Origin of the sequence: Kitasatospora indigofera (assembly GCF_014655955.1) — a bacterium.
Classification (GTDB): Bacteria; Actinomycetota; Actinomycetes; order Streptomycetales; family Streptomycetaceae; genus Kitasatospora; species Kitasatospora indigofera.
The window spans coordinates 1-22934 of record NZ_BNBO01000081.1 but is presented as its reverse complement, the minus strand read 5'-3'; the positions used below and the strand labels follow the sequence as shown (position 1 = coordinate 22934).

Genomic DNA, 22934 nt, shown 5'->3' with positions numbered 1-22934 from the left:
TCCCGCATGGTATCCGCGGCGCTCTCAGCAGGTTCGTTGACAACCGGTGCACTCCTGGGCCTACCCTCATGATGCGAACGCGAATTCGCATTCACATCCTACTGGAGGTTCGGCCATGACCGACAAGCAGACTCCGCCGCCCGTCACCGTGACCCTGGAGGCCGGGCCCGCCGGCTCCGGGAGCATCGACGACTTCGAGCTCTTCTACGCCCGCCGCGCCCTGGACCGCTTCCGCACCCTGCTCGGCCGCAAGGGGCTCCTCGACCTCCTGGCCGCGGACATCGAGGAAGGCAACGCCTTCCTCCGGGAGAGCGCCCGCACCTCCGGCGGCAGCTTCAAGGCGGGCACCACCGTGCTCGCGACGAAGGGCCTCACCTCGGCCGCCTTCCTCGCCTGGATGGACGAGGCCTTCGCGGGCGACGAGCGCGCACTCCTCATGGCGCACCCCGAGCACTACGTGATGGGCACCGACTCCGTCGGAGCGCGCGTGGTGGAGAACATCGGCCCCCACATCGCCGACTTCTCCATGGGCGGCTGGGGAACCGACGCGATGGCCTGGGCCGAGGACGCGGCCGAACTCCTCCCGGAGTCGGAGTTTCCGCGCAAGATGTCCTCGAACCTCTTCCTGGCCGACGGCACCGTCGTCGGGCGGGCGCTGATCCAGTTCGGTGACACCGCCGACGGCTTCACCGCGAACCTGACGGTCTACTTCCCCGTCACGTGCCCGGACGACGTCCTGGACCACCACCTGCGGCACTACGCCGTCGAGTTCAGGAACTGGATCGTCGCCGCGGGCGCCCACGCCTGAGACCCCCGGCCGGACGCCCGCGGACTCGGCCGCCGATGCCGATCCTGCCGGTGCGGGGGCCCGGGCCTGAGGGTGCCGAGCCGGTGGTTCGCTCCGGGCGCGCTCCGACCGCGTGGATCCGTCGCCCGGACGCGCGGCCCCGGCTCGGGGCCGTGGTCGCGGCGCCCGGCCGGCACCGGACGCCGCGACCGCGCGTCAGGCCTGCGGAGTGACCGCCCGGCCGAGGTGCCGGGCGAAGAACCGGACCGCGCTGTCGGCCTCGAACCTGGGCAGCTCCTTGTGCGCGCCCGCGTTCACGTGCAGCGACTTCTCCTTCGAGGCGAAGGCGTCGAACAGCGCGAGACCCTCCTCCCGCGAGATGTGCTCGTCGTCCCACTGCAGGTCGAACTCGATCGGGATGCTGATCCGCTTCGCCTGCTCGGCCAGGGCGTCGGGCCAGTGCTGGCCGAAGACCGCAGCGGTGATCCTGGGCTCGGCCGCCACGAACGGCACACCGATCGCGGTGCCCATGTTGATGCCCCAGAAGCCGACCGGCCCGTCGGCGCCGATCTCCGGGAGCTTCTGGAGGGCGGCCAGCAGCGCCCGGTACTCGGGCACGGCGAGCCGCGCCAGGTGGTCGTTGTAGCGCACGACGATCGGGCCTTCCGGCTCGCCCGCCGCCCTCGCCCGGAACAACTCGGCGATCTCCGCCTCGTCGTGCGCCGTGCGGGGCCGGTCGCCGTGGCCGGGCGCGTCGATGACGGCGACATGGAAACCGCAGCCGGCCGTCAGCAGCCGGGCACGGCCGGCCATCGCCGGGTGCTTCTTGTGGTTGCCCCCGCCGTGGGCCATCAGGACCAGGGGGGCTCGATCGGCCGCTTCGGGGGCCGGCGACCACAGAACGCCGGGGACGCCGCCCACGGTGAAGTCGCGCTCGACCACGCCGTTCGACGAGGACTCGGCGGTGAACCGGAGAGAGTGCATGGTGGTGCCTTTCGGGAGTGCCTGGTGGTCGAGGCGCTCCCGGCGAGACCCTAGGTCAATCGCCCGGCCGTGACGGGAGGGGGAGCACCCACAGAAATACCGCGTTCATGGGTCTCACCTCCTCGGGCAGTGTCACTGGCGACCGAAGGCTATCGGATCGGTCGTCAGCTCGCTCATGTTTCTTCACCGGTACAAGGCTCTGGCGACGTGACGTGACGCGAGCGTGAGGCGGCCGGGGCGAAGCGGATCCGCGGGGCCCGGCGGTCTTCTCCCCGTTCCGCCCCCGCGGTGCCGTGCGGGTGACCAGGCTGCGGCGGATGACGGAGCCCCTCGCCTTCGGCCTTGCCATGCGACGGGCCCATCCCCTGAACCACTGACACAAGCCCCGACGCCCCCGCCTGCCCAGGGGCACGGCAGACCTCGAACGTGGCCCGAGGCTGTGTGCGCCTCCCCCGCCCGCCGTCCAGTCCCCGGCGACGGGAGGGAGGGGCACACCGGCGGGCCTCGCTCAGCGGTCGGCGAGTGCCCGGATCTCGTCGGCGATCAGCTTGGGGTCCTCCTCGGCCATGAAGTGGCCGCAGGACACCGTGCGGTGCTCCAGGTCGTCGGCCCAGGCGCTCCACAGGCTCTCGGCGTGGTAGCCGAGGGCCGCGCCCCAGTCCTGCTGGAGGACGGTCACCGGCATGGCCAGCCGGCTGCCCGCCTCCCGGTCGGCGGTGTCGTGGTCCACGTCCACGCCGGCCGAGGCGCGGTAGTCCGCGACGATGGAGGGCACGGCCGCCGCGGACGCGGCGAGGTAGTGGGCCCGGACGTCGCCGGGGATCGCCTCCGGGTCCTTGGTCCAGGCGTCGAGGAAGTGGCCGAAGAAGGTGTCGGCCGCCCCCCGGATCATCGCCTCGGGCAGTCCGGGGGGCTGGGCCATCAGGTACAGGTGGAAGCCGACCGCGGCGGGGACCCCGTGCAGGGCGTCCCACATGTCGAGGGTGGGCAGGACGTCGAGGAAGAGGGCGTGGGAGACGGTGCCAGGGTGGTCCATGGCGGCGCGGAAGGCGACCAGGGCGCCGCGGTCGTGGCCGGCCAGGGTGAAGCGCTCGTGTCCGAGGGCGGCGGCGAGCCGCACGACGTCCCGGGCCATGGTCCGCTTGGCGTAGACCTCGGGGCCGGTCTCGGCGGGCCGGTCGCTGGCGCCGTAACCGCGCAGGTCGGGACAGATGACGGTGTGGTCGGCGGCGAGGTCGGCGGCGACGTGCCGCCACATCAGGCGGGTCTGCGGAAAGCCGTGCAGCAGGACGACCGGGGTGCCGGTGCCGCCGACGGCGGCGCTCAGGGTGACGTCGTCGTCGACTCGCACGCGGTGCTCGGTGAAACCGGGGATGCTCGGGGGTGTCACAGCGACTCCTGTGGCTCGTGGCAGAGTGGACGGTCCGGACCGGCGGTCCGGGTCGTCCGGGGACGTCACCCAGGTTGCGGGCCCCGGATCAGCGATCGATGAGTGGACACACGGCAGTCGTCGGCAACGGCGCCGCCCCTGAGAGGACGTGGGCGTGGGGTTCGGGCTGCTGGGACCGGTGGCGGCCTGGGATGCGGACGGCACGCCGATTCCGCTCGGCGCGCCCCGCCACCGCGAGGTGCTCGGGAGGCTGCTGATCGCACGGGGCCGGGTGGTGCCGGTCGGCCGGCTGGTCGAGGACCTGTGGGTGGACCGGCCTCCGGCGGGTGCGGTGGGCGCGGTCCGCACCTTCGTGGCGGCGCTTCGCCGCAGCCTGGAACCCGGCCGCCCGCCCCGGCAGCCGTCCCGGCTGCTGGTCACCGACGGCCCGGGTTACGCCTTGCGCGCCGGACGCGAGGTGGTGGACGCCTGGCGGTTCGAGGACGGCGTCGCGCGGGCCGCCGAGGCAGCGCCCCACGCGGCCGTGGCCCTGTGGGACGAGGCGCTCGCCTGCTGGCGGGGGCCGGTGCTGGCCGACTTTCCGGCCGCCGCGTGGGCCGCCGCCGACCGGGCCAGGCTGGAGGCGCTGCGGCTGGACGCGGTCGAACGGCGTGCCGACGCCCTGCTGGCGACCGGTGCCGCCCGCGCCGCCGTCGCCGAGCTGCGGGCCCATGTCGCCGCCCACCCCGGACGGGAGGACGGCTGGGTCCTGCTGGCCACCGCGCTCGGCCGTGCCGGGCGACGCAGTGAGGCCCTGGAGGCGCTGGAGCACGCCCACGACGCCCTCACCGGCAGAGGCGGCGGGGGTGGCCCCGGGGGCGCCTTGGCGCGCACCAGGGCGCGCATCCTCAGCGGTACGGCGGACTGCGCGGCCGAACCGGCGGGGACGGCCGACAGCGTCTGGGAGCGGGCGGCGGCCTCATGGGACCGCTCGGTGCCCGCACGGTCGCGGGCCCGGCTGCACGCCACCGCCGGCCTGCTGCGCGACCTCGCGGTGACCGGCCCCGAAGGCCTGGGGGAGGCGCTCCGGCACCGGCGGGAGCTGGTCGCGGCAGCCGAGACGACCGGTGACACCGACCTGGCCGCGCGGATCATCGGCTCCTACGACGTCCCGGCGGTATGGACCCGCGCCGACGACCCCGAGGGCGCCGGCGAGCTGTCCCGGGCCGCCGCCCGCGCCGCCGCCCGGCTCGGCCCCGACGGGCCGGCCGCGCTCCGCGCCCGGCTGCTGTCGGTCGTGGCGGTCGAGTCCCGGGGCGACGCCACCGCCGACACGCCGCTGCCCCGGGCGGCCGACGCCCCCGTCACCGAGCCGTGGCGGCTGCGTGCCGGACGCGCCGCCGAGGAGGCCGTCCGGCTCGCCCGACGCCTGGGCGACCCAGCGCTCCTCGCGTTCGCCCTCAACGGATCCTTCATGCAGTCGTTCGCCGACTGCGGATCGGCCGCCCGCCGGGACGCCCTCGGCGGTGAACTGACCCGCCTGGCCGTCGAGCACCAGCTGCCCGGGCACGAAGTCCTGGGCCGTATCGTCCGCCTCCAGGCGCTCGCCGGGCTCGGCGACCTCACGGAGGCGGACGCCGAGGCCGAGGAGATCGACCGGCTCGCGCACCGCAACGAACGCCCGCTCGCCGCAGTGTTCACCGCCTGGTACCGGGCCCTGCGCACCGGCGAAACCGAAGGCTGGCCGGCCGCCCGCCCGCAGTACGCGAAGGTCCTGGCGGAAACCGCCGACTGCGGCATGCCCGGCCTCACCCGGGGCGCCGCCGTCCTCGTCGCCCTGGGGCCGGTCATGCGGGGTGACGCCCTGCCACGTCCCGGCGACTTCGTCCACCTCGACCCGGGCCCCTACCGCCCCTGGCTCGACCCCCTGTTGCTGGCCGCGTCGGGCGCCACCGAAGAGGCCCGCCAGGCACTGACGACCGTGCCCCGGCCGCCGCACGACCTCCTCCAGGAGGCGCTGTGGTGCGTGCTCGCCCGTGCCGCCGCGGCCGTGGGGCATCTGCCGGTCCTGCGCCGGGCCCGGGAGGAACTCGCCCCCGCCGAAGCCGAGCTCGCCGGAGCCGGCAGCGGTCTGGTCTCCTTCGGCCCGGTCACCCGCCACCTGGCCGCCGCCGACGCGGCCATCGGCCTGCACACCCGCTCCGGCACCGGGTCGGCCGACGGCGACGCCTGACAGAGGGTCATGGCAACGCAGGCAACGCAGGCGACGCAGGCGGCGCCGGAACCGGTAGCCGGAGCCGGGAGCGGTAGGCGGGACCACGCTTCGAGGCGGCGCCGCAAGGGCTGCGCCCAGCAGCAGCACCCGGGTCAGCGGCCGTGCGGGGCCACGGCGGTGGTCCGGCGCAGCGAGCGGTCCGGCAGGACTGCCGTCAGCAGCACGACGGAGGTGCCCAGCATGAACAGGGCGAGCCGGTGCAGCCCCGGGGTGTCGGCGCGGTGGGGGAAGAACGCGGCGTCGGCGGCCGAGGCGCTCATCGCGCCGAGGTAGGTGAAGGTGCGCAGCAGGCCGGCCGAGGAGCCGATGCGGGCCGGATCCGCCTGGTGGTACAGCGCGTTCTGGTTGGCGAGACCGTTGAGACCCTGCGGGATGCCGACCAGGACGGCCGCGGCGGCGAGCAGCCAGAGCGGGCTGCCGGGGTGCACGGCCAGCAGCAGCGCGCAGGCGGCGATCTGGGCGAGGCTGCCGACCAGCAGTTTGCCGTACATCTCCTGGCGTCGTCCCGTGATCGCGGTGGCGGTGACCGCGGCGAGGGACATCGGCAGCAGCACGAGTCCGGCCGCCGAGGCGTGCAGTCCGCGGCCCTGTTCCAGCCACTGGGTGAAGCCGTACATGAACGTGTAGCCGGTGGTGCAGGTGAGGACCTGGCGCAGGAAGGTGGCCAGCAGCGGCAGGTTGCCGCCGAGCACCCGCAGGTCGACGAAGGGCTGCGCGACCCGTAGCTCCCGCAGCGCGAAGCCGGTCGCGGCCACGGCGGTGAGAACGGGCAGGTACCAGTGCGCGGGCCGTGGGTCCATCAGGAACAGCATCAGCGCGGTGAGCATCGCGGCGAACAGTGCCATGCCGGCCACGTCCACGGGTGCGGCCTTGCGGGCTTGCGGCCCGCGTTCCTCGGCGGGGCGGTGCGGCAGCCGCAGCGTGCCGAGCACCAGGCAGGCCAGGGACAGCGGGACGTTGACGGTGAAGACGGCGCGCCAGCCACCCAGGCCGATCAGCAGGCCACCGAGGCTGGGGCCGATCACGGCAGTCGTCTGGTTGGCGATCGAGAGCGCGGACAGGACGCTGCTGGGGCCGTCGCTGCCCGTCCGGGCGGACTCGCTGCGGATGAGGTGCATGGCGGCCGGGTACGCGGCGCAGGTGCCGAGGCCGAGCAGCACCCGCGCGGTGATCAGGACGCCGAGCGACGGCGCGAGGGCGCCCAGCAGGCCGGCCGAACCGACCAGGGCGGTGCCGGCCAGGTAGAGCCGGCGGGGCCCGTGCATGTCGACCAGCCGGCCGACCACGGGCTGGCCGACGGCGGTGGCGAGGTACAGCGCGGAGACCAGCCAGACGGTCTGCGAGAGGGGTGTCCCGAAGGCGGCTCCGATCGGCACCAGGGCCACCGCGAGCATCGAGGAGTTGACCGGATTGAGGATCGAGCCGAGGACCATCGGGGCGACCAGCCGGCGGTCGAACCCGGCGGCGGGGCCGTCCCCGGCGGGGCGTGGGCCGCGGGGCCGGCGGGCGGTGCGGACGGTCACGGCCGGTTCAGCCGGTCCAGCAGGCCCAGGGCCTCGATGACTGTGCGCCGCTCGGCCTCGGTGAAGCGCTGCTGGAGGGTGTGGGCCAGCCACTCCGTGCGGGCCTGCCGGTCCCCGTCGATCCGCTCGTGGCCGGCCGCGGAGAGGGTGACCAGCTGGCGGCGGCCGTCCTCCGGGTCCGGATGGCGCCGGATCAGCCCTTGCTGGTCGAGTGCCGCGAGGGTGGCGGCCATCGACTGGGGCCGTACCCGCTCGGCGCCGGCCAGCGCGCTGGCCGAGGAGGAGCCGTCCTTGTCCAGTCGGCTGAGCACCGAGACCTGGGAGGGGGTGAGGCCCTCCGGCCCAGCCAGCTCACGCAGCCGTCGGCGCAGGCGGCTGAAGACGGCCCGTACCTCACTGGCCGCGCGCACCGCGGAATCGGAGATGCCCTCGGTGCTCTCGTCCATGGCCCCAGGCTAGAATCATCAGTCCAGACTGTCCAGTCTGGACTGATGATCAGGGGCAGTCGGGCCGAGGCCGGGAGCAGCTCAGGACGCCGTTCGTTGACGGGATGGTGCCGCTCAGGAGCCGGACATGACCCGTCCGCCCGATGAGGTCCGTCACGGCACGCTTCCCTCGCAAGGCTGCTTGCGCCGCCTCTATGATCGACCGGCCGCAGAATGACGACAGGTGGAGGGCGTGATGCCTGGTCAGGTGACCGCAGTGAGCCGTGACGAGGGGTACTCGTTCAGCAAGCCCAATCGCGACTCCATCAGGCTGCTCACGGGGCTCGGAGTGGAAGGAGACGTTCACGCAGGTGAGACGATCCGCCACCAGTTCCGCATGACCTACGAGCCGAACCTGCCCAACCTGCGCCAGGTCCACCTGATGCACGAGGAACTCTTCGACGAACTCGCGCTCAAGGATTTCATGGTCTCTGCGGGCCAGCTCGGCGAGAACATCACCACACGTGGGATGGACCTGTTGGGCCTGCCCACCGGTGCTCTGCTCCATCTGGGGGAGCAGGCGGTGCTTGAGGTGACCGGACTGCGTAACCCGTGTTCGAAGATCAACGACTTCCGCACGGGGCTGCTCGGTGAGGTCTTCGCCATGGACCCCTTGTCCGGCGAGTTCACGTTCAAGTGTGGCGTCATGGCTGTGGTCCGCCGTGGAGGGACCGTCCGCCCCGGCGATTCCATCCAGGTCGAGCTCCCGCCACCCCCTCACCGCCCGCTGGAACGGGTCTAGGTCCTTGCTGAAGGACCCCAGCAGGGTGCCCAGGACAGCGATCAGCCTCCCGAGAACTGCGCTCGTACCCCAGAGCCGACCAGATGTGGTGTCCGGACCGAAGGCGGCGGCAGGCCAATCTCCCGGGCCGGCGGGACGCCAGGGCGGGACGTCTTCGGGGGGCCGGCGGGACGCCATCGCGGGCCGGCGGGGCCGCACCGGGCCCGACGGGCCGTCGGCGTGATGACCGGTAGGCGTGGCTCGGCCGGGCGGGTGGATCAGTCGACGCGGCGGACCGCCGAGATCAGTCCGCCGGGCCGCTCCTCGCGCCGCGGCGGGGTGCTGATCGGGCGCCCGTAGGCGGCGGCGCGCTCGCGCAAGGTGTGGCTGTCGGCCTCCCAGCCGTGCCCGGCCAGCCAGGCCACCGGGTCGTCGGGCATCTCCGAGACCCACAGGGACGCCGCCGATCCCGGCGCGGCGTCCGCGCCGAAGCGCTCGATCACGCCCTGCGAGCCCAGGGTCAGCCCCATCCGGCTGCCTGCCGCCGACAGCGCGCCGATCCGGGCCAGCAGCAGCTCCACGGCGTCCTCGGGCAGGTAGATCAGCAGTCCTTCGGCGATCCACGCGGTCGGCGCGTTCGGGTCGTGCCCTGCGGCGGCCAGCGCGGCCGGCCAGTCCGCCCGCAGGTCCACCGCGACGGTGATCCGCTCGCAGCGTGCGACGGCCCGCTCCTGGCGCAGCACCGAAGCCTTGAAGTCCAGTGGCGCGGCGGTGTCGACCTCGAACAGCCGGGTGCCCTCGGGCCAGTCCGTCCGGAAGGCCCGGCTGTCCATGCCGGCGCCGAGCAGCACGACCTGCCGGACCCCGGACTCGGAAGCCTGCTGCAACAGGTCGTCGAGGAACCTCGTCCGGATGACGATGGAGAACGACACGGCCAGCCGGCGGCGTCGCGCGGCTTCGTCATCGGGCAGCGGCGGCGAGGAGGGCCACAGGCCGCCGGCGGCGGCGAAGGCCCGTGCCAGTGGGTCGCGGAACAGCGCGTTCTCCCGCTCGGTCTCCAGCGCCCGCACCCTGGCCACCCCGACCGCCGTGGCCCACACTCCCGACGGTCGCACCCGCTCCTGCTCCTCGGTCACCGCGCCAGCCTAGACGACGACTCCTGGGAACGGCCCCGGCGAGTTCGACATCGACCGGTGGGGCGGTCCGTGGTCCTCCGCCGTCCGGTCAGGGCGGCCGCACCGGTGCCGGGCGCCGTCCGGACGCCCGCCACCATGTTCCCGGTTGCTGCCGGTGAGCTGATGCGGTTGGCGGCCCGTACGCGGTCGATGGCGACCAGGGGGGTGCCGAGGGACGACGGACCCTTCCGCGAGCCGTCCCCGCGAGGCTTCCCGGAGCGTGGGCGCCCGCCCGGTGCGGACGTCGACGGTCTCGGGGACGTGGCGAAGGGCCCGGTCCGTCCGGTTCGTCGAGGGCCGGGGAAGAATGCCCTGGATATCCTTTCGGCTTCGGGCCGCCCCACCGGCCGGTCGCGCGCGGTGGGCGTCCCCGCCGGCCGGCGCGCGGCTTCGAGGAAACCCCGAGCAACGGAGGACCCGCCCCATGACCGTGGCCAGGACCAATTGGGCCCGGAACGTCACCTTCGGCGCCGAACGGTTCCACCGGCCCGAGTCCGTCGACGAGCTGCGGCAGATCGTCGGCTCGGGCCGGTCCGTCCGCGCCCTCGGCACCGGCCATTCGTTCAACACCGTCGCGGACACCGACGGCGATCTCGTCTCCGTGGCCGGTCTGCCACCCGTGATCGACATCGACGAGCGGGCCGCGACCGTCACCGTGTCGGCGGGCCTGCGGTTCGGGGAGGTCACCGCCGCGGTGGACCGCGCGGGTTTCGCCCTCCACAACCTCGGGTCCCTGCCGCACATCTCGATCGCCGGCGCCTGCGCGACCGGCACCCATGGATCCGGCGTCACGAACGGCTGCATCGCCACCGCGGTGCGGTCGCTCGAACTCGTCCCGGCCGACGGGACCCTGACGACGATCAGCCGGGGTGACACCGGCTTCGCGGGCTCGGTGGTGGCGCTGGGAGCCCTCGGCGTGGTGACCCGGCTGACGCTGGACCTGGTGCCCGCGTTCGGCCTTCGCCAGTGGGTGTACGAGAACCTGCCGGCCGCCCTGCTGCGCGAGAGCTTCGACGAGGTGCTGGCCGCGGCGTACAGCGTCAGCCTCTTCACCGACTGGCGGGACGACCGGATCAACCAGGTGTGGCTGAAGAGCACCGGGACCGGGACGGCTCCGGCGACCTGGCTGGGGGCCACGCTCGCCGACGGCCCGCGCCACCCGGTCCCGGGCCTGGAGCCCGAACCCTGCACCGAGCAGCTCGGAGTCATGGGGCCGTGGCACGCCCGGCTGCCGCACTTCCGGCTGGACTTCACGCCCAGCAGCGGCGACGAGCTGCAGTCGGAGTACTTCGTGCACCGCTCGGACGCGGCGGCCGCCTTCGACGCCCTGGACGCCGTCAGGGAGCGGATCAGCCCGGCCCTGCAGATCAGCGAGATCCGCACGGTGGCCGGGGACGACCTGTGGCTCAGCCCGGCCTTCGAGCGTGACTGCGTCGCGTTCCACTTCACCTGGCACCCGGAGCCCACCGCCGTGCGGGAGGCCGTGCGGGCGGTCGAGGTGGCGTTGGAGCCGTTCGGCGCGCGACCGCACTGGGGCAAGGTCTTCGGCACCGAGCCGGAGGCGATCCGCGCGCTGTACCCCCGCTTCGGCAGCTTCGAGGAGCTGATGGCCACGTCCGACCCCGCGGGGAAGTTCCGCAACGGCTACGTCGACCGGCTCTTCCCCCGGTAGGTCCGACCTGCCTCGGGACGAACTGCCAGGCCCGGCCGGGACCACCGTGCGCGCTCCGACCGGTGGCCGGCTCAGCGGGCGGCGCTCCCGCTGTCCGTGTCTGCGTCCGGGGGCGGGGGCGGGCCGAGGGTCGGCATGCCGAGGTCGGCCCCCGCGCGGCCGGTACCGCAGGATGCCGTCCGGCGTCGGCGCCTCACCACCAGGAGACCGAGCCCTGCGGCCACGGCGAGCACCGCCAGGGCGGGCACCCACAACGCCCCGATCGCGGAGGTGACGCCGATGCCGCCGAGGACGGCCAGGAGCGGGCCCGCGCAGCACACCGCGCACGCGGCGACCGCCGCCGCACCGGCGCCCACGGTGCCCCAGGGCCGGGCCGGGCGCGGGGACGGGGCGCTCATGCGGACGCCCCGAAGAGGGCGTCCAGCACCCCGGCTGCGGACTCCGGGGCCCGTACCTCCAACCGGAGGGCGGTCGGGGTCAGGTGCAGGGTGAAGTCGAGGAACGCGCAGCAGCCCTGTTCGGACGCGGCGAGTGCCGCGACCTCGCCGGCGAGTTCGGCGCCGGCCGGGAAGGACAGCCGCAGGCCGTCGGGGATCTCCTCGCGCCGCTCGGCCCGGCCGGCCAGACGTTGCCACTGCCCGGTGCGCTCGGCGCCGTCCAGCGTGCAGGCGACCGGGACGTCCCGCCACGGCTCGCGGCTCCGGGCGAGGCGGGTCGGCGACAGGGTGATCGGCACGGGCCCGGCCGCCGGGGCGCCGGTGCTGGTGCAGCCGCAGTCCGGGCCGCACGCCCCCGCGGGCGCCGGGCCGGCCAGGCCGGCGTGGACGCCGGCCAGGTGCGCGGAGAAAGCCCGCAGTTCGGCGATCCGGCCGTCGGTCTCCGCGATCCGGCCGGCGACCAGCGGCAACAGCCGCGCCCGGACCGACGCGCACACCCCCTCCTCGCGGACGTCGAGAAGCTCGCGGATCTCCTCCAGGGCCAGGCCCAGCAGCTTGGCCGAGGAGATGAAGGCCAGGCGCTCCACCGCGTCCTCGCCGTACACCCGGTACCCGGACGCCGTCCGGCCGGCCGGCAGCAGGCCGGCGGTCTCGTAGAAGCGCAGGGTCGAGGCGGGTGTCGCGGAGCGCTCGGCCAGCTGCGAGATGCGGTAGGTCGTCACACCACCGACGCTAGACCTTCGACCCGACTCGAAGGTCAAGCGTCCACCGCACCGGGGCGGCCACGGACCGGGGCTGGCACGGACCGGGGCGGCGCCGTCCGGCACCGGCCGCGCCGTGGCACCCGCCCGGATCGTCGCGGCGGAGTCAGTCGTGCCGGGCGAGCTTGACCGCGGAGACGAGCAGGATCGCGGCCAGCGCCGGGATCAGCACCAGGTCCGGGAACACCCCGAGGAGCAGCCCGCCCAGTACCGCGCCGGTGACCGAGCCCGCGACCATCACCAGGGTGAAGCGGCGGTTGGCACCCAGTACCGCGAAGCTGCCGTCACGGCTGTACCTGGCCAAGGCCACCAGCATGGTCGGCAGCGACACCAGCAGGGAGAGGCTGCCCGCCGTCTTGATGCCGACCGCGAACAGCAGCACGATCGTCGGGATCAGCAACTCGCCCCCGGCCACGCCCATGATCGCGGCCACCACCCCGATGCCGAAGCCGGCCACCACCCCGATCGGCACCTGGGCCCACAGCGGCAGGGCGAGCGTCCCCAGCGTGGAGACGTGCGTGACCAGCAGCGCGGCCGCCATGAGCACCATCAGCGCGGCCAGCACCCGGTAGAGGGTGGAGCTGCGCATCCGCACGGCCCAGCTCGCGCCGGCCCAGGCACCCAGCAGGCTCCCGGCCAGCAGGTTGACCGCGACGGGCCAGTGCGCGGCGACCTCGGCGGCCGGGACCGCCGCCAGGCGGGCGGGCAGCGCGACGAGGACCACGACCAGGCTCATCGCCTTGTTCAGGATGACCGCGGAGAGTGCGGCGAACCCGAACAGGCTGATCAGCAGCGGCAGTCGGAACTCCGCCCCGCCGAGGCCGATCATCCCGCCCAGGGCCCCGACGGCCGCCCCGGCGCTGAAGGCCAGCGGCATCGGGTACGTCGGACGTACGGGAGCAAGATCCTTGTCGATGGTCACGGTGGGCATCATCCCGGGGCCCGGTCCCGGCACGCCACGGCGGGACCACCCATGAATCGTCCCGCCGCCCCTCCGGGATTCGTCCGGATCTCCGAGGTGTCCGCCGGGCTGCGGCGGAGTCTGCACGCCGCCCCCGTCGCCCCCGCCGCCCACCCGTCCGAGCCGGCCGAATCCCTCGGCTCTCCCGGACCTGCCTGTCCAACCATCTGGCGTGCCTGCGCGACTGCGGCCCGGTTGTCACCGTGCCGGACGGCCGACGCACCCGCTACGAGTTCGCCGACCCCCGTCCCGGCCACGTCCGGGACGCCCTGGGCACCGCGGCGCTCGCCGTGGGGACGGGCCGCACCTGCCCGGACGCGGCCGAGAACGGGTGCTGCAGAAGCCCGGCTCCCGGGCCTCGCCCGTCCGCTGCCGGCGAGCGGCAAGCACCCGCGAAGGCGGAACCTGTGGGCCGGCAGGCCGGCACCGCGCCGACGGGGTGCCGGCCCACAGGTTCCCAGCGTGGCTACTCCAGGAATCCGTGAGACCGCGCGCCTTCTCCGGTCAGCCGCCGGTGCGTCGGTCGTCGGTGGCCAACCGTTCCGTGATGGTTCGCGGCAGCCGCTGTTGGGGTGACGGTGGGTGCGGCGGTGGGCGTCCTACGGGGGTGGGGAGGGCGGCTCGCATAGCCTGGCGACGCCGCTCGCCTGGCGGCCGGAGGGCTTGGGCGGTCGACGGGAGTGCAGGGTGGTGACCTCAGCTTCGGGTGCTCGCGGGCCCTCGCCGTCGGCGCGGCAGCGGTTGCGGGCGTGGTTGCTGGAGGGCGCGGCGGAGCGGGTCAAGCAGCACCCGGGCCCGCACGCCGAAGCTCCCGCGGAGCACCGGCAGCGTTGGTGGCGGGTGATGTGCCTGACCGGTCTGGACTACTTCTCCACCCTCGGCTACCAGCCCGGCATCGCGGCGCTGGCGGCCGGACTGCTGTCGCCGGTGGCGACGGTCGTGCTGGTGATCGTCACCCTGTGCGGGGCGCTGCCGGTGTACCGGCGGGTGGCCCAGGAGAGCCCGCACGGGCAGGGCTCGATCGCCATGCTGGAGCGCCTGCTGTCGTTCTGGCAGGGCAAGCTGTTCGTGCTGGCCCTGCTCGGCTTCGCCGCGACCGACTTCGTGATCACCATCACCCTGTCGGCCGCCGACGCCACCGCGCACCTGGTGGAGAACCCGCACCTCACGGGCGCCCTGCACGGCCGTCAGGTGCTGATCACGATGATCCTGGTGGCCCTGCTGGGGGCGGTGTTCCTCAAGGGCTTCAGCGAGGCGATCGGCGTGGCCGTGGTGCTGGTGGCGGTCTACCTCGCGCTGAACGTGGTGGTGGTCGCGGTCGGGCTCTGGCACGTGCTGTCGGCGCCCGACCTGGTCACGGACTGGACGCACGCGCTGACCGCCGAGCACGGCAACGTGGTGGCGATGGTCGGGGTGGCCGTGCTGGTCTTCCCGAAACTGGCCCTGGGCCTGTCCGGGTTCGAGACCGGGGTCGCGGTGATGCCGCACATCGAGGGCGACGAGGGCGACACCGAGGAGAAGCCGGCCGGGCGGATCCGCGGCACCCGCAAGCTCCTCACCACCGCCGCCGTGATCATGAGCGTCTTCCTGATCACCACCAGCTTCATCACGACCCTGCTGATCCCGCCCGCGGCCTTCGAGCCCGGCGGCGAGGCCAACGGCCGCGCCCTGGCCTACCTGGCCCACCAGTACCTCGGCGGCGCCTTCGGCAGCGTCTACGACGTCTCCACCATCGCCATCCTCTGGTTCGCCGGGGCCTCCGCGATGGCGGGCCTGCTCAACCTCCTGCCCCGCTACCTGCCGCGCTACGGCATGGCACCGCACTGGGCGCGGGCCGTGCGGCCGATGGTGCTGGTGCTCACCGGGGTCGCCTTCCTGATCACCTGGATCTTCGACGCCAGCGTCGACGAGCAGGGCGGCGCCTACGCCACCGGCGTCCTGGTCCTGATCACCTCGGCCGCCATCGCGGTGACCATCGCCGCCTACAAGGCCGGCCAGCGCGGCTGGACGGTGGGCTTCGCGGTCATCGCGGCGGTCTTCGTCTACACCACCGGCGACAACATCGCCGAGCGGCCCGACGGCGTGAAGATCGGGGCCTGCTTCATCGCCGCGATCGTGCTGGTCTCGCTGGCCTCCCGGCTGGCCCGCGCCTTCGAACTGCGGGTCACCGACGTGGTCCTCGACCAGGTGGCGGAGCGCTTCGTGCGGGACTGCTCGAACCGGACCATCCGGCTGATCGCCAACGAGCCCGACAACCGGGACCTCACCGAGTACCGGGAGAAGCTCCAGCAGATCCGGACGGACAACGACATCCCGGTCGAGGACGACCTGGTCTTCGTGGAGGTCACCGTCCGGGACCCGTCGGACTTCGAGGCGGAGCTGACCGTCCGCGGCGAGGTGCTGCACGGCCGCTACCGCGTCCTCACCCTGGAGCACTCCAGCATCCCGAACGCGCTCGCCGCGCTGCTGCTGCACGTGCGGGACGCCACCGGGCAGCAGCCGCACATCTACTTCGAGTGGACCGAGGGCAACCCGTTCGCGCAGTTCCTCCGGTTCTTCCTGTTCGGACAGGGCGAGGTCGCCCCGGTCACCCGCGAAGTCCTGCGGGAGGCCGAGTCCGACCGCACCCGCCGTCCCCGGGTCCACGTCGGCTGACCATCGCCCGGCCGACGACGGACGGGGGCGCCGATGCGGTGTGCGGGCCGCGGCCCGGCGGTAACCGGTGGAGGTCCCGGCGACACCGGCGACGAACGGCATCTGCCCCTGTTGCGCGCGGTCAGTTCCAGGCCTCCGGCAGCGCGGACCTTCGGCAGGACCCCGTCGTCGGCAGGTCGCGGTGAGGACGGCTCAGCGGCCGACCTCGCGGGCGCGGAAGTCCTCGACGCTTTCCCGCCGGATCAGCAGCCGGGCCCGGCCGCCGCGGACGGCGGCGACGGCGGGGCGGCCGACCAGGTTGTAGCCGGACGCCATCGAGAGCTGGTAGGCGCCCGCGGCCGGGACGGCCAGCAGGTCGCCCGGGCGCAGGTCGGCCGGCAGCCGGGCGGACCGGACGAGGACGTCACCGGCCTCGCAGTGCCGACCGACCACGTCGACCTCCCGCTCGGCGGCGGTGGAGGCGCGGCCGACCAGGCGCACCGCGTACCGGGCGCCGTACAGGGCGGGCCGTGGGTTGTCGCTCATGCCGCCGTCGACCGCGGCGAAGACCCGGCCGTCGGCGGTGTGCTTGACCGTCAGCACCCGGTAGACCGCGACCGCGGCGGGCGCGACCACCGCCCGGCCCGGCTCGACGACGAGGCGGGGGACGTCCAGGCGGCGGCGCTTGCAGGCGTCGGCCAGCCGGACGGGGACGAGCGCGGCGAACTCGTCCAGGTCCATCGCGGCCTCCCCGGGCAGGTAGCGCACGGCGTGCCCCCGCCGAGGTCGAGCTCCGGCACCTGGACACCGTGCTCGTCCCGGATCGCCGCGAGGAGTTCGACGAGGCGGTCGACGGCGGTGAGGTACGGCTCGACGGAGGTGACCTGGGAGCCGAGGTGGCAGTGCAGCCCGGCCAGGACCAGGCCGGGCTGGGCCAGGATCCGCCGGACGGCCTCCTCGGCGTCGCCGCCCTCGACGGCGAAGCCGAACTTCTGCCCCGCCACGCCGGTGCGGACGGCTTCGTGGTGGCCGGCGGACACGCCCGGGACGACCCGGACCAGGACGCGCTGGGGCGTGTCCGCGTTGCTGAGGGCCGCGAGCCGGGGGACCTCGGCGAGGTTGTCGACGACGATCCGCCCGACCCGCAGGCGCCGGGCGAGCCGGAGTTCCTCCGGGCTCTTGGCGTTGCCGTGCAGCAGGATCCGTTCGGGCGGGAAGCCGGCCGCCGCGGCCAGGCGCAGTTCGCCCTCCGAGCAGACGTCGAGCCCGAGGCCCTCCTCGGCGATCCAGTCGGCCAGGGCGCTGCACAGGAACGCCTTCGCCGCGTACAGGACGTCCGCGCCCGGCAGGGCGCTGCGGTAGGCGCGGCAGCGGGAGCGGACCTCGCCCTCGTCGAGGACGTAGAGCGGGGTGCCGAAGCGGTCGGCGGCGTCGGCGAGGGACACCCCGGCGACGGTGAGCCCGGCGGGGCCGTCCTGGGCCGAGGCCGGCCAGGGCGCGCCGACGGGGCTGCCGGGGGTGGTGTCGGGCTCGTCGGCGTACAGGCAGCCGCGGACGGGGGTGAGGGTCATGAGGCGGCGCTCCTTGCGAGGGTCACGACGGGTGCGATGCCGGTCGCCGTGTCCCGGGTCGGGACGAGGTGGCGCAGGACCAGCTCGACCTGCACCCGGGCGGCGCCGGCCCGGCGCAGGTCCGCGACGACGGCGCGCAGCTCGCGCTGGTCGACGCAGGCCAGATGCAGTTCCAGGTCGGCCTGCCCGGCGAGGGCGAGCCCCCACTGCAGGGCGGGGATCTGGGCCGCCAGCCGCTGGAAGTCCAGCGGTACCGGCCCGTGGGCGATGCGGGCGACGGCCTGCAGCGGCCGTCCCGCGGTGTGCGGGCCGAAGCCGTCGGGGGCGCCGGCGGGGGAGCCGCCGCCGGTCGGGCGCTGCCTTCGGGCGCCGACCGTGACCTCGTCGAGGCACAGCCGCAGGGCGGGGGCGGCGTCCCGGGCCGAGCCGGCGGCCCGGGACGGGCTCAGCGGCTCGTACGCCACTTCGTCGGCCGGGCGGTCGGCGGTCATCGCTGGGGCTGCAGGGCGGGGAACCGGGGTGCGGCGTGCCCGGCGGCGCGGGAGGTCCGCACCGCGGTGCGCGCGGCGACGGGCGGGGCGACCAGCTGCGGGTCGATGACCAGCGTGGTGGTACCGAGCGGGGCCGCCAGGGCGCGCAGGGCGGGTTCGGCGAGCCGGACGGAGCGCTGGGCGGGCCCGAGGAGCATCGTCAGCGCGGTGGCCGAGGTGAACGCGACGGCGCAGCGGCTGCCGTCGCGCTGCTTGAAGAGCCGCAGTGCGAACGCGGTCCCCACGGCCCGGACCGGGACGTGCAGCACGGGCCTGGGTTCTTCGGGCTCCGCAGGGGCCGGGGTGATGGTGGTCATGGCGAGCGCTCCGGAGGACTGGAGGAGATGGGGCGGGTCCTCGTCGACCCGGGGGGGAACATCTCCGACGCTAGGCGGGCCCACGCACGAAGCGGGTGATCCTGACGACTCGTTGACCTCCCGGGGGCTTCCCCTGACGAAGCCTTGACGTGGCTCACCCGTTCGGCGCAACGGGGGTTGTGCGGAGCCAGGGAAGGGCGCCGGAGAGGGCCCTGCGGAGGCGGAGGCGGAGGGCTCGGGTGGGATCGCCGGATACCGGGCCGGCCCCCGTCAGAGACGCGTTCGGATCGCCTGCACTGCCGTCAGGAAAGCGTCAGGGAAGGTCCTCCGCCCGTGCCGGTGGGCTTGGCTGGAGGCAGTCGAGCGAACGAGGAACGGAAATGACGGACCTGTACGGGGCCGGCCGCGACGAGCGGCGGCCCGGGCGGATCGTGGTCGGTGTGAGCGGATCGCTCGGCAGCCTGGCAGCGCTGCACCGGGCTGTCGCCGAGGGCCGCCGCACCGGCGCCGAGGTTCTGGCGCTGCTCGCCTGGATCCCGCCGGGCGGTGAGCACGGCTACCGGCTCGCGCCCTGCCCGCCCCTCCTGGCGACCTGGCAGGACGATGCGTCGGCCCGTCTGCGCGAGGCCCTCGACGAGGCCTTCGGCGGTGCGCCGGCCGGGGTGCGGCTCTCCGCACAGGTCATCCGCGGCGACAGCGGCCCTGCCCTGGTGCACACCGCGGACCGGGCGGCCGACCTGCTGGTGGTCGGGGCGGGCGGCGGCAGCCTGCTGCGCCGGGGACTTCGGCCCTCCGTGACGGCGCACTGCGTCAGGTACGCGTCCTGCCCGGTGCTCGCCGTGCCGAGGCCCACGCTCCACCGCGAGCTGGAGGCAATCCACCGGCGCAACCTCTGGCACCTGCCGACCACGCCGGCTCCGAGCCACTGAAAGGGGCGGACGCCATGATGCTGTACCGTGCCCGCCCGGGCCGGCGCACCTTCCGGCCGGTGGTGGACCGTCTCCCGGCGAGCATGTCGGGCGCGGTCTCCCTCGGGGCCTTCGCCGCCCTCGTCGCGGCACTGGCCGTGGTGCGTGAGCTGCACGCCACCTGGTTCGCGCTGGGCGCCTTCGCCGCCCTCAGCGCCCTCCTGGGGGCGCTCTCCCGCCCGGTGGCTGCGCCGCTCGTCGCCGGGGCCGGCTGGCTGTTCTTCAACGGGTTCGTGGCCCATCGTCACGCCACCCTGGAGTGGGGCGGCGCGGGTGTCGAGGGCGTTCGGCTCGGGCTGTTCGCCGCCGCTGCGCTGCTGTCGTCACTGCCTGCGGGGCTGCCCCGGCGGACGGTCCGCGTGCACCTCCTCCCCGTCCCGGACCGTGTGCGGAGCACCCACGACTGACGGGGCGCCAAGGATTCGTCGGGGCCCGCTCACGGCCGTCAGGCCGACGGGCGCCCCGGGGCAGCGGCGTCCTGGGCCGGCGGTGTCCGGCCCCGGGCGTCAAGACCCCGTCAGAGATCACTGCGGGGCCGTCAGGGTCCCGTATGGACCGCCGGCAGCGACCTGGTGCACCGGCCAGGATCGGACCACAACTCGATCGACGGAGGTCCCATCCATGTTCGGTACCACCAAGGGGCAGCAACCCGTGCCGGCCCTGGACGCCGGTGAGCCCGAGCCCCCTGATACCGGTGCCGGTGCCGCTCCCGCGGGCGAAGGCCGTGACAAGCTCACCGCGCTGGGGGGCCTCGCCGCACTGTCGCTGGACGCGATGGCCTCGGTGGCCTACGGGCCCGAGTCGATCGTGCTGGTGCTCGCCGCGGCCGGCGGCTACGGGCTCGGCTTCACCCTGCCGGTCACCGTCTCGATCGCCGTGCTGCTGGCCGTCCTGGTCGCCTCGTACCGGCAGGTGATCGCGGCCTTCCCGGACGGCGGTGGGTCCTACGCCGTCGCCAAGGCCCACCTGGGCAGACGGACGGCCCTGACGGCCGCCGCCTCCCTGGTGATCGACTACATCCTCAACGTGGCGGTGTCCGTCACGGCCGGGGTCGCCGCCCTGACCTCCGCCTTCCCCGGCCTGTACGAGCAGCGGGTCTGGCTCTGCCTGGCGGTCCTCGCCGTGGTCACCGCCGTCAATCTGCGGGGGATCGCGGAGTCCGCGCGCTGGTTCATGGCACCGACGGCCGTCTTCGTCCTCTCGATCCTGGCGATCATCGTCGTCGGTCTGTTCCGGGACGCGCCCGCCTCCACCGAGGCCGCCGCCGGTCATGCCTCGGCGCTGGCCGGCAACGCCACCGCGGTCGGCGCGCTGCTGCTGCTCAAGGCGTTCGCCGCCGGCTGCTCGGCGCTGACCGGCGTGGAGGCCGTCGCGAACGCCGTCCCGTCCTTCCGGACGCCGCGTGTGGAGCGCGCCCAGCACACCGAGGTCGCGCTCGGCGGCCTGCTCGGCGTGATGCTGATCGGCCTGGCCGTCCTGATCGGCCGCTTCCACCTCCAGCCGGTGGAGGGGGTCACCGTCCTCGCGCAACTGGCGGACGCCTCCCTCGGCCACGGCTTCGGCTTCTACCTGGTGCAGTTCGCCACCGTGGTCCTGCTCGGGCTGGCGGCCAACACCTCCTTCGGCGGCCTGCCCGTCCTGCTGCGCCTGCTGGCCCGGGACAACCACCTGCCGCACGTCTTCGCGCTGCGCGCCGACCACCAGGTGCACCGCCACGGTGTGCTCTTCCTCTCGATCGTGTCGGCGGCGCTGCTGGTCGCCTCCGGCGGGGACGTCAACAGCCTCGTCCCGCTCTTCGCGATCGGTGTCTTCGTCGGCTTCACGATCTGCCAGGTCGGCATGGTCAGGCACTGGCGCCGGGAGCGTGGCCCGCGCTGGCAGGGCAAGGCCCTGCTCAACGGCTTCGGCGCACTGCTCACCGGGGTGGCGACGGTCGTCGTCACCGGCACCAAGTTCACCGAGGGCGCCTGGGGCATCTGTCTCGCGCTGCCCCTGCTCGTCCTGCTCTTCGAACTGATCCACCGCACCTATGCCCGGATCGGCGCCCGGCTGGAGCTGGGTCAGGTACCGGGTGCGGTCGAACGGCAGCGCTCCCTGGTCGTCGTACCCGTCACCGCGATCACCCGCCTGACCCGGGACGCACTGAGCGCCGCGGTCTCGCTCGGCGACGAGGTGCTCGCGGTCACGGTCGTGCACACCGCGCCCGACGCCGAGGACCAGCAGGCCGCCGAGGCGCTGCGCCGCGACTGGGAGCTGTGGCGGCCGGGCGTCGCCCTGGCGGAGGTGGCCGACGCGCACCGCCGGCTCGGGCCGCCGATCGCCGCCTTCGTCAACGAACTCGCCGCCGAACGCGCCTACGACCGGATCACCGTGCTGATCCCCGAGGTCGAGCCCGTCCGGCTGTGGCAGCGCGCGCTGCAGAACCGGCGCGGTGCCGTGATCGACCGGGCACTGCGGCGGCACACCGACGCGGTGGTGTGCCGGCTGCGGATGAGGATGTAGACGGACCGATCCGACGGATAGGCTGATATGGCTCGTATGTCCGATATGGCGGCCATATCTTGACGATCTCTTAACGGCGCCCTCAACGCCCTCGGGCGGCACGCCCCTCGGTCGTGCCGGACCTCTCTGACCTGCGGAAACGGGCAGGTCGGAGAGGTTCTCGAAGGTTCGGCGGGCCGATTTCGGGCCCATTGCCCCAACGCCGCAGCCGCATACGCTCGCCCGTGTGTTCAATCTGCCCCAGGCGCTGAAGCGCCTTGTGATCGGCAGGGCCATGCGCAGCGAGGAACTGGGCGAGACCCTGCTCCCGAAGCGACTGGCACTGCCGATCTTCGCGTCCGACCCGCTCTCCTCGGTGGCCTACGCCACCCAGGAGATCCTGCTGGTGCTCACCGTCGGCGGCACCGCCTTCCTGTACCTGACCCCGTGGGTCGCCGCGGGTGTGGTGGCGCTGATGGTGGTCGTGGTGGCCTCCTACCGCCAGGTCGTCCACGCCTACCCGAGCGGCGGCGGCTCGTACGAGGTGGTGTCACGCAACCTCGGGGCCAACTCCGGGCTCGTGGTGGCGGCCTCGCTGCTGGTCGACTACGTGATGACCGTCGCGGTGTCGGTGGCCTCGGGGGTGGACAACATCATCTCGGCGCTGCCGAGCCTCGCGGACTACCGCGTCCTGCTCGCCGTCGGCTTCGTGGCCCTGCTGATGGCGATGAACCTGCGGGGTGTCCGGGAGTCCGGCAACGCGTTCGCCGCGCCGACGTACCTGTTCATCGGGGCCATGCTGCTGATGATCGCCACCGGCCTGGTCCGGGTGGTGTTCGGGGACGCGCCGGTCGCCGAGAGCGCGGCGTTCGGGGTCGAGCCGGAGCACGGCAAGGACGCCCTGGCCGGTCTCGGCCTGCTGCTGCTCGGCCTGCGGGCCTTCGCCTCCGGCTGTACGGCGCTGACCGGCGTGGAGGCGATATCCAACGGCGTGCCCGCCTTCCGGGCGCCCAAGTCGCGCAACGCCGCGACCACCATGGCCGTCATGGGCATCACCGCGGTGGTGATGTTCGTCGGCGTCACCGCGCTCGCCCTGATCGCGAAGGTGCACTACGTCGACGACGCCTGCCAGCTCACCGGCATCGCGGGGGACTGCTCGGCCTACACCCAGCAGACCGTGATCGCCCAGCTGGCGGCCTCCGTCTTCGGTGGCAGCGACAGCCTCCTCTTCTACCTGATCCAGGCGGCGACCGCGCTGGTGCTGATCCTGGCGGCGAACACCG

At 74.1% G+C, this 22934-nt stretch carries 19 protein-coding genes and 2 pseudogenes; 10 read left to right on the top strand and 11 right to left on the bottom strand.

The genetic code is table 11. The features are described 5' to 3' along the window. Positions 1-115 precede the first annotated feature (115 nt). Entirely contained in the window at positions 116-808 is a 693-nt protein-coding gene (locus tag IE329_RS37350; protein WP_190215507.1) for a hypothetical protein, read from the top strand. Positions 809-1003: 195 nt separating this feature from the next. On the opposite strand, the gene IE329_RS37345 is transcribed toward IE329_RS37350, so the two are convergent. Next, positions 1004-1771, bottom strand: coding sequence for an alpha/beta hydrolase family protein (locus tag IE329_RS37345; protein WP_190215506.1), 768 nt, complete (start codon positions 1769-1771; stop codon positions 1004-1006). A 508-nt stretch (positions 1772-2279) separates the two neighbouring features. Beyond that, positions 2280-3161: an alpha/beta fold hydrolase gene (locus IE329_RS37340; RefSeq protein ID WP_190215505.1), complete on the bottom strand. Its 882-nt coding sequence runs from the start codon at positions 3159-3161 to the stop codon at positions 2280-2282. Positions 3162-3309: 148 nt separating this feature from the next. On the opposite strand from IE329_RS37340, the gene IE329_RS37335 reads away from it, so the two are divergent. After that, complete coding sequence (locus tag IE329_RS37335) at positions 3310-5373, top strand: BTAD domain-containing putative transcriptional regulator (protein ID WP_190215504.1); 2064 nt, start codon at positions 3310-3312, stop codon at positions 5371-5373. Positions 5374-5507: 134 nt separating this feature from the next. Here IE329_RS37335 and IE329_RS37330 read toward each other — a convergent pair whose 3' ends face one another. Next, positions 5508-6938 carry an MFS transporter gene (locus tag IE329_RS37330; RefSeq protein WP_229928076.1) on the bottom strand — a complete coding sequence of 477 codons (1431 nt, stop codon included), beginning with the start codon at positions 6936-6938 and terminating at the stop codon, positions 5508-5510. Next, positions 6935-7384 (bottom strand): MarR family winged helix-turn-helix transcriptional regulator, encoded by a 450-nt coding sequence (locus IE329_RS37325; RefSeq protein WP_190215503.1) that lies wholly within the window; start codon positions 7382-7384, stop codon positions 6935-6937. The genes IE329_RS37330 and IE329_RS37325 overlap by 4 nt, the downstream gene beginning before the upstream one ends. Before the next feature lie 235 nt (positions 7385-7619). Between IE329_RS37325 and IE329_RS37320 the strand changes: the two genes are divergently transcribed. Then, the gene (locus IE329_RS37320; RefSeq protein WP_190215522.1) at positions 7620-8165 is read left to right on the top strand and encodes an MOSC domain-containing protein; all 546 of its coding nucleotides are present in this window, start codon (positions 7620-7622) and stop codon (positions 8163-8165) included. Between the two features lie 257 nt (positions 8166-8422). Here the strand turns inward: IE329_RS37320 and IE329_RS37315 are convergent, their stop codons facing one another. Further along, positions 8423-9244 carry a class I SAM-dependent methyltransferase gene (locus tag IE329_RS37315; RefSeq protein ID WP_190215521.1) on the bottom strand — a complete coding sequence of 274 codons (822 nt, stop codon included), beginning with the start codon at positions 9242-9244 and terminating at the stop codon, positions 8423-8425. Between the two features lie 499 nt (positions 9245-9743). Between IE329_RS37315 and IE329_RS37310 the strand changes: the two genes are divergently transcribed. After that, positions 9744-10991, top strand: coding sequence for an FAD-binding protein (locus IE329_RS37310; RefSeq protein ID WP_190215502.1), 1248 nt, complete (start codon positions 9744-9746; stop codon positions 10989-10991). 71 nt (positions 10992-11062) lie between these two features. On the opposite strand, the gene IE329_RS37305 is transcribed toward IE329_RS37310, so the two are convergent. From IE329_RS37305 to IE329_RS37295, 3 genes are all read right to left on the bottom strand, one after another. Beyond that, positions 11063-11389 carry a hypothetical protein gene (locus IE329_RS37305; RefSeq protein WP_229928075.1) on the bottom strand — a complete coding sequence of 109 codons (327 nt, stop codon included), beginning with the start codon at positions 11387-11389 and terminating at the stop codon, positions 11063-11065. Continuing rightward, positions 11386-12150 (bottom strand): heavy metal-responsive transcriptional regulator, encoded by a 765-nt coding sequence (locus tag IE329_RS37300; protein ID WP_190215501.1) that lies wholly within the window; start codon positions 12148-12150, stop codon positions 11386-11388. Before IE329_RS37300 ends, IE329_RS37305 begins: the two co-directional genes overlap by 4 nt. Positions 12151-12295: 145 nt before the next feature. Next, the gene (locus IE329_RS37295; RefSeq protein ID WP_229928074.1) at positions 12296-13111 is read right to left on the bottom strand and encodes a sulfite exporter TauE/SafE family protein; all 816 of its coding nucleotides are present in this window, start codon (positions 13109-13111) and stop codon (positions 12296-12298) included. A gap of 114 nt (positions 13112-13225) precedes the next feature. Here IE329_RS37295 and IE329_RS41225 point away from each other — a divergent pair. Further along, positions 13226-13488: pseudogene (locus IE329_RS41225) on the top strand (helix-turn-helix domain-containing protein); the annotation flags it as partial. A 505-nt stretch (positions 13489-13993) separates the two neighbouring features. Next, positions 13994-15805 carry an APC family permease gene (locus IE329_RS37290; protein WP_229928079.1) on the top strand — a complete coding sequence of 604 codons (1812 nt, stop codon included), beginning with the start codon at positions 13994-13996 and terminating at the stop codon, positions 15803-15805. Between the two features lie 192 nt (positions 15806-15997). Here IE329_RS37290 and lysA read toward each other — a convergent pair. From lysA to IE329_RS37275, 3 genes and pseudogenes are all read right to left on the bottom strand, one after another. Continuing rightward, positions 15998-17355, bottom strand: a pseudogene (lysA, locus tag IE329_RS37285) (diaminopimelate decarboxylase). Beyond that, the gene (locus IE329_RS37280) at positions 17352-17846 is read right to left on the bottom strand and encodes a hypothetical protein (RefSeq protein WP_190215499.1); all 495 of its coding nucleotides are present in this window, start codon (positions 17844-17846) and stop codon (positions 17352-17354) included. Before IE329_RS37280 ends, lysA begins: the two are co-directional and overlap by 4 nt. Then, the gene (locus IE329_RS37275; protein WP_190215498.1) at positions 17843-18202 is read right to left on the bottom strand and encodes an SAV_915 family protein; all 360 of its coding nucleotides are present in this window, start codon (positions 18200-18202) and stop codon (positions 17843-17845) included. Before IE329_RS37275 ends, IE329_RS37280 begins: the two co-directional genes overlap by 4 nt. Positions 18203-18582: 380 nt before the next feature. Between IE329_RS37275 and IE329_RS37270 the strand changes: the two genes are divergently transcribed. The 4 genes from IE329_RS37270 to IE329_RS37255 form a co-directional block, all read left to right on the top strand. After that, complete coding sequence (locus IE329_RS37270) at positions 18583-19131, top strand: universal stress protein (RefSeq protein ID WP_190215497.1); 549 nt, start codon at positions 18583-18585, stop codon at positions 19129-19131. Between the two features lie 14 nt (positions 19132-19145). After that, complete coding sequence (locus tag IE329_RS37265; RefSeq protein ID WP_190215496.1) at positions 19146-19577, top strand: hypothetical protein; 432 nt, start codon at positions 19146-19148, stop codon at positions 19575-19577. 214 nt (positions 19578-19791) lie between these two features. After that, the gene (locus tag IE329_RS37260; RefSeq protein ID WP_190215495.1) at positions 19792-21672 is read left to right on the top strand and encodes an APC family permease; all 1881 of its coding nucleotides are present in this window, start codon (positions 19792-19794) and stop codon (positions 21670-21672) included. A 226-nt stretch (positions 21673-21898) separates the two neighbouring features. After that, positions 21899-22934: APC family permease (locus tag IE329_RS37255; RefSeq protein WP_373311425.1), on the top strand; the 1036-nt coding region annotated here is incomplete at its 3' end.

What these genes read in the sequence shown, in the direction of transcription:
- IE329_RS37310 (WP_190215502.1), top strand. Translation starts at nt 9,744, where the DNA reads ATGACCGTGGCCAGGACCAATTGGGCCCGGAACGTCACCTTCGGCGCC.
- IE329_RS37345 (WP_190215506.1), bottom strand. Translation starts at nt 1,771, where the DNA reads ATGCACTCTCTCCGGTTCACCGCCGAGTCCTCGTCGAACGGCGTGGTC.
- IE329_RS37305 (WP_229928075.1), bottom strand. Translation starts at nt 11,389, where the DNA reads ATGAGCGCCCCGTCCCCGCGCCCGGCCCGGCCCTGGGGCACCGTGGGC.
- IE329_RS37325 (WP_190215503.1), bottom strand. Translation starts at nt 7,384, where the DNA reads ATGGACGAGAGCACCGAGGGCATCTCCGATTCCGCGGTGCGCGCGGCC.
- IE329_RS37275 (WP_190215498.1), bottom strand. Translation starts at nt 18,202, where the DNA reads ATGACCACCATCACCCCGGCCCCTGCGGAGCCCGAAGAACCCAGGCCC.
- IE329_RS37265 (WP_190215496.1), top strand. Translation starts at nt 19,146, where the DNA reads ATGATGCTGTACCGTGCCCGCCCGGGCCGGCGCACCTTCCGGCCGGTG.
- IE329_RS37290 (WP_229928079.1), top strand. Translation starts at nt 13,994, where the DNA reads ATGTGCCTGACCGGTCTGGACTACTTCTCCACCCTCGGCTACCAGCCC.
- IE329_RS37260 (WP_190215495.1), top strand. Translation starts at nt 19,792, where the DNA reads ATGTTCGGTACCACCAAGGGGCAGCAACCCGTGCCGGCCCTGGACGCC.
- IE329_RS37270 (WP_190215497.1), top strand. Translation starts at nt 18,583, where the DNA reads ATGACGGACCTGTACGGGGCCGGCCGCGACGAGCGGCGGCCCGGGCGG.
- IE329_RS37280 (WP_190215499.1), bottom strand. Translation starts at nt 17,846, where the DNA reads ATGACCGCCGACCGCCCGGCCGACGAAGTGGCGTACGAGCCGCTGAGC.
- IE329_RS37350 (WP_190215507.1), top strand. Translation starts at nt 116, where the DNA reads ATGACCGACAAGCAGACTCCGCCGCCCGTCACCGTGACCCTGGAGGCC.
- IE329_RS37320 (WP_190215522.1), top strand. Translation starts at nt 7,620, where the DNA reads ATGCCTGGTCAGGTGACCGCAGTGAGCCGTGACGAGGGGTACTCGTTC.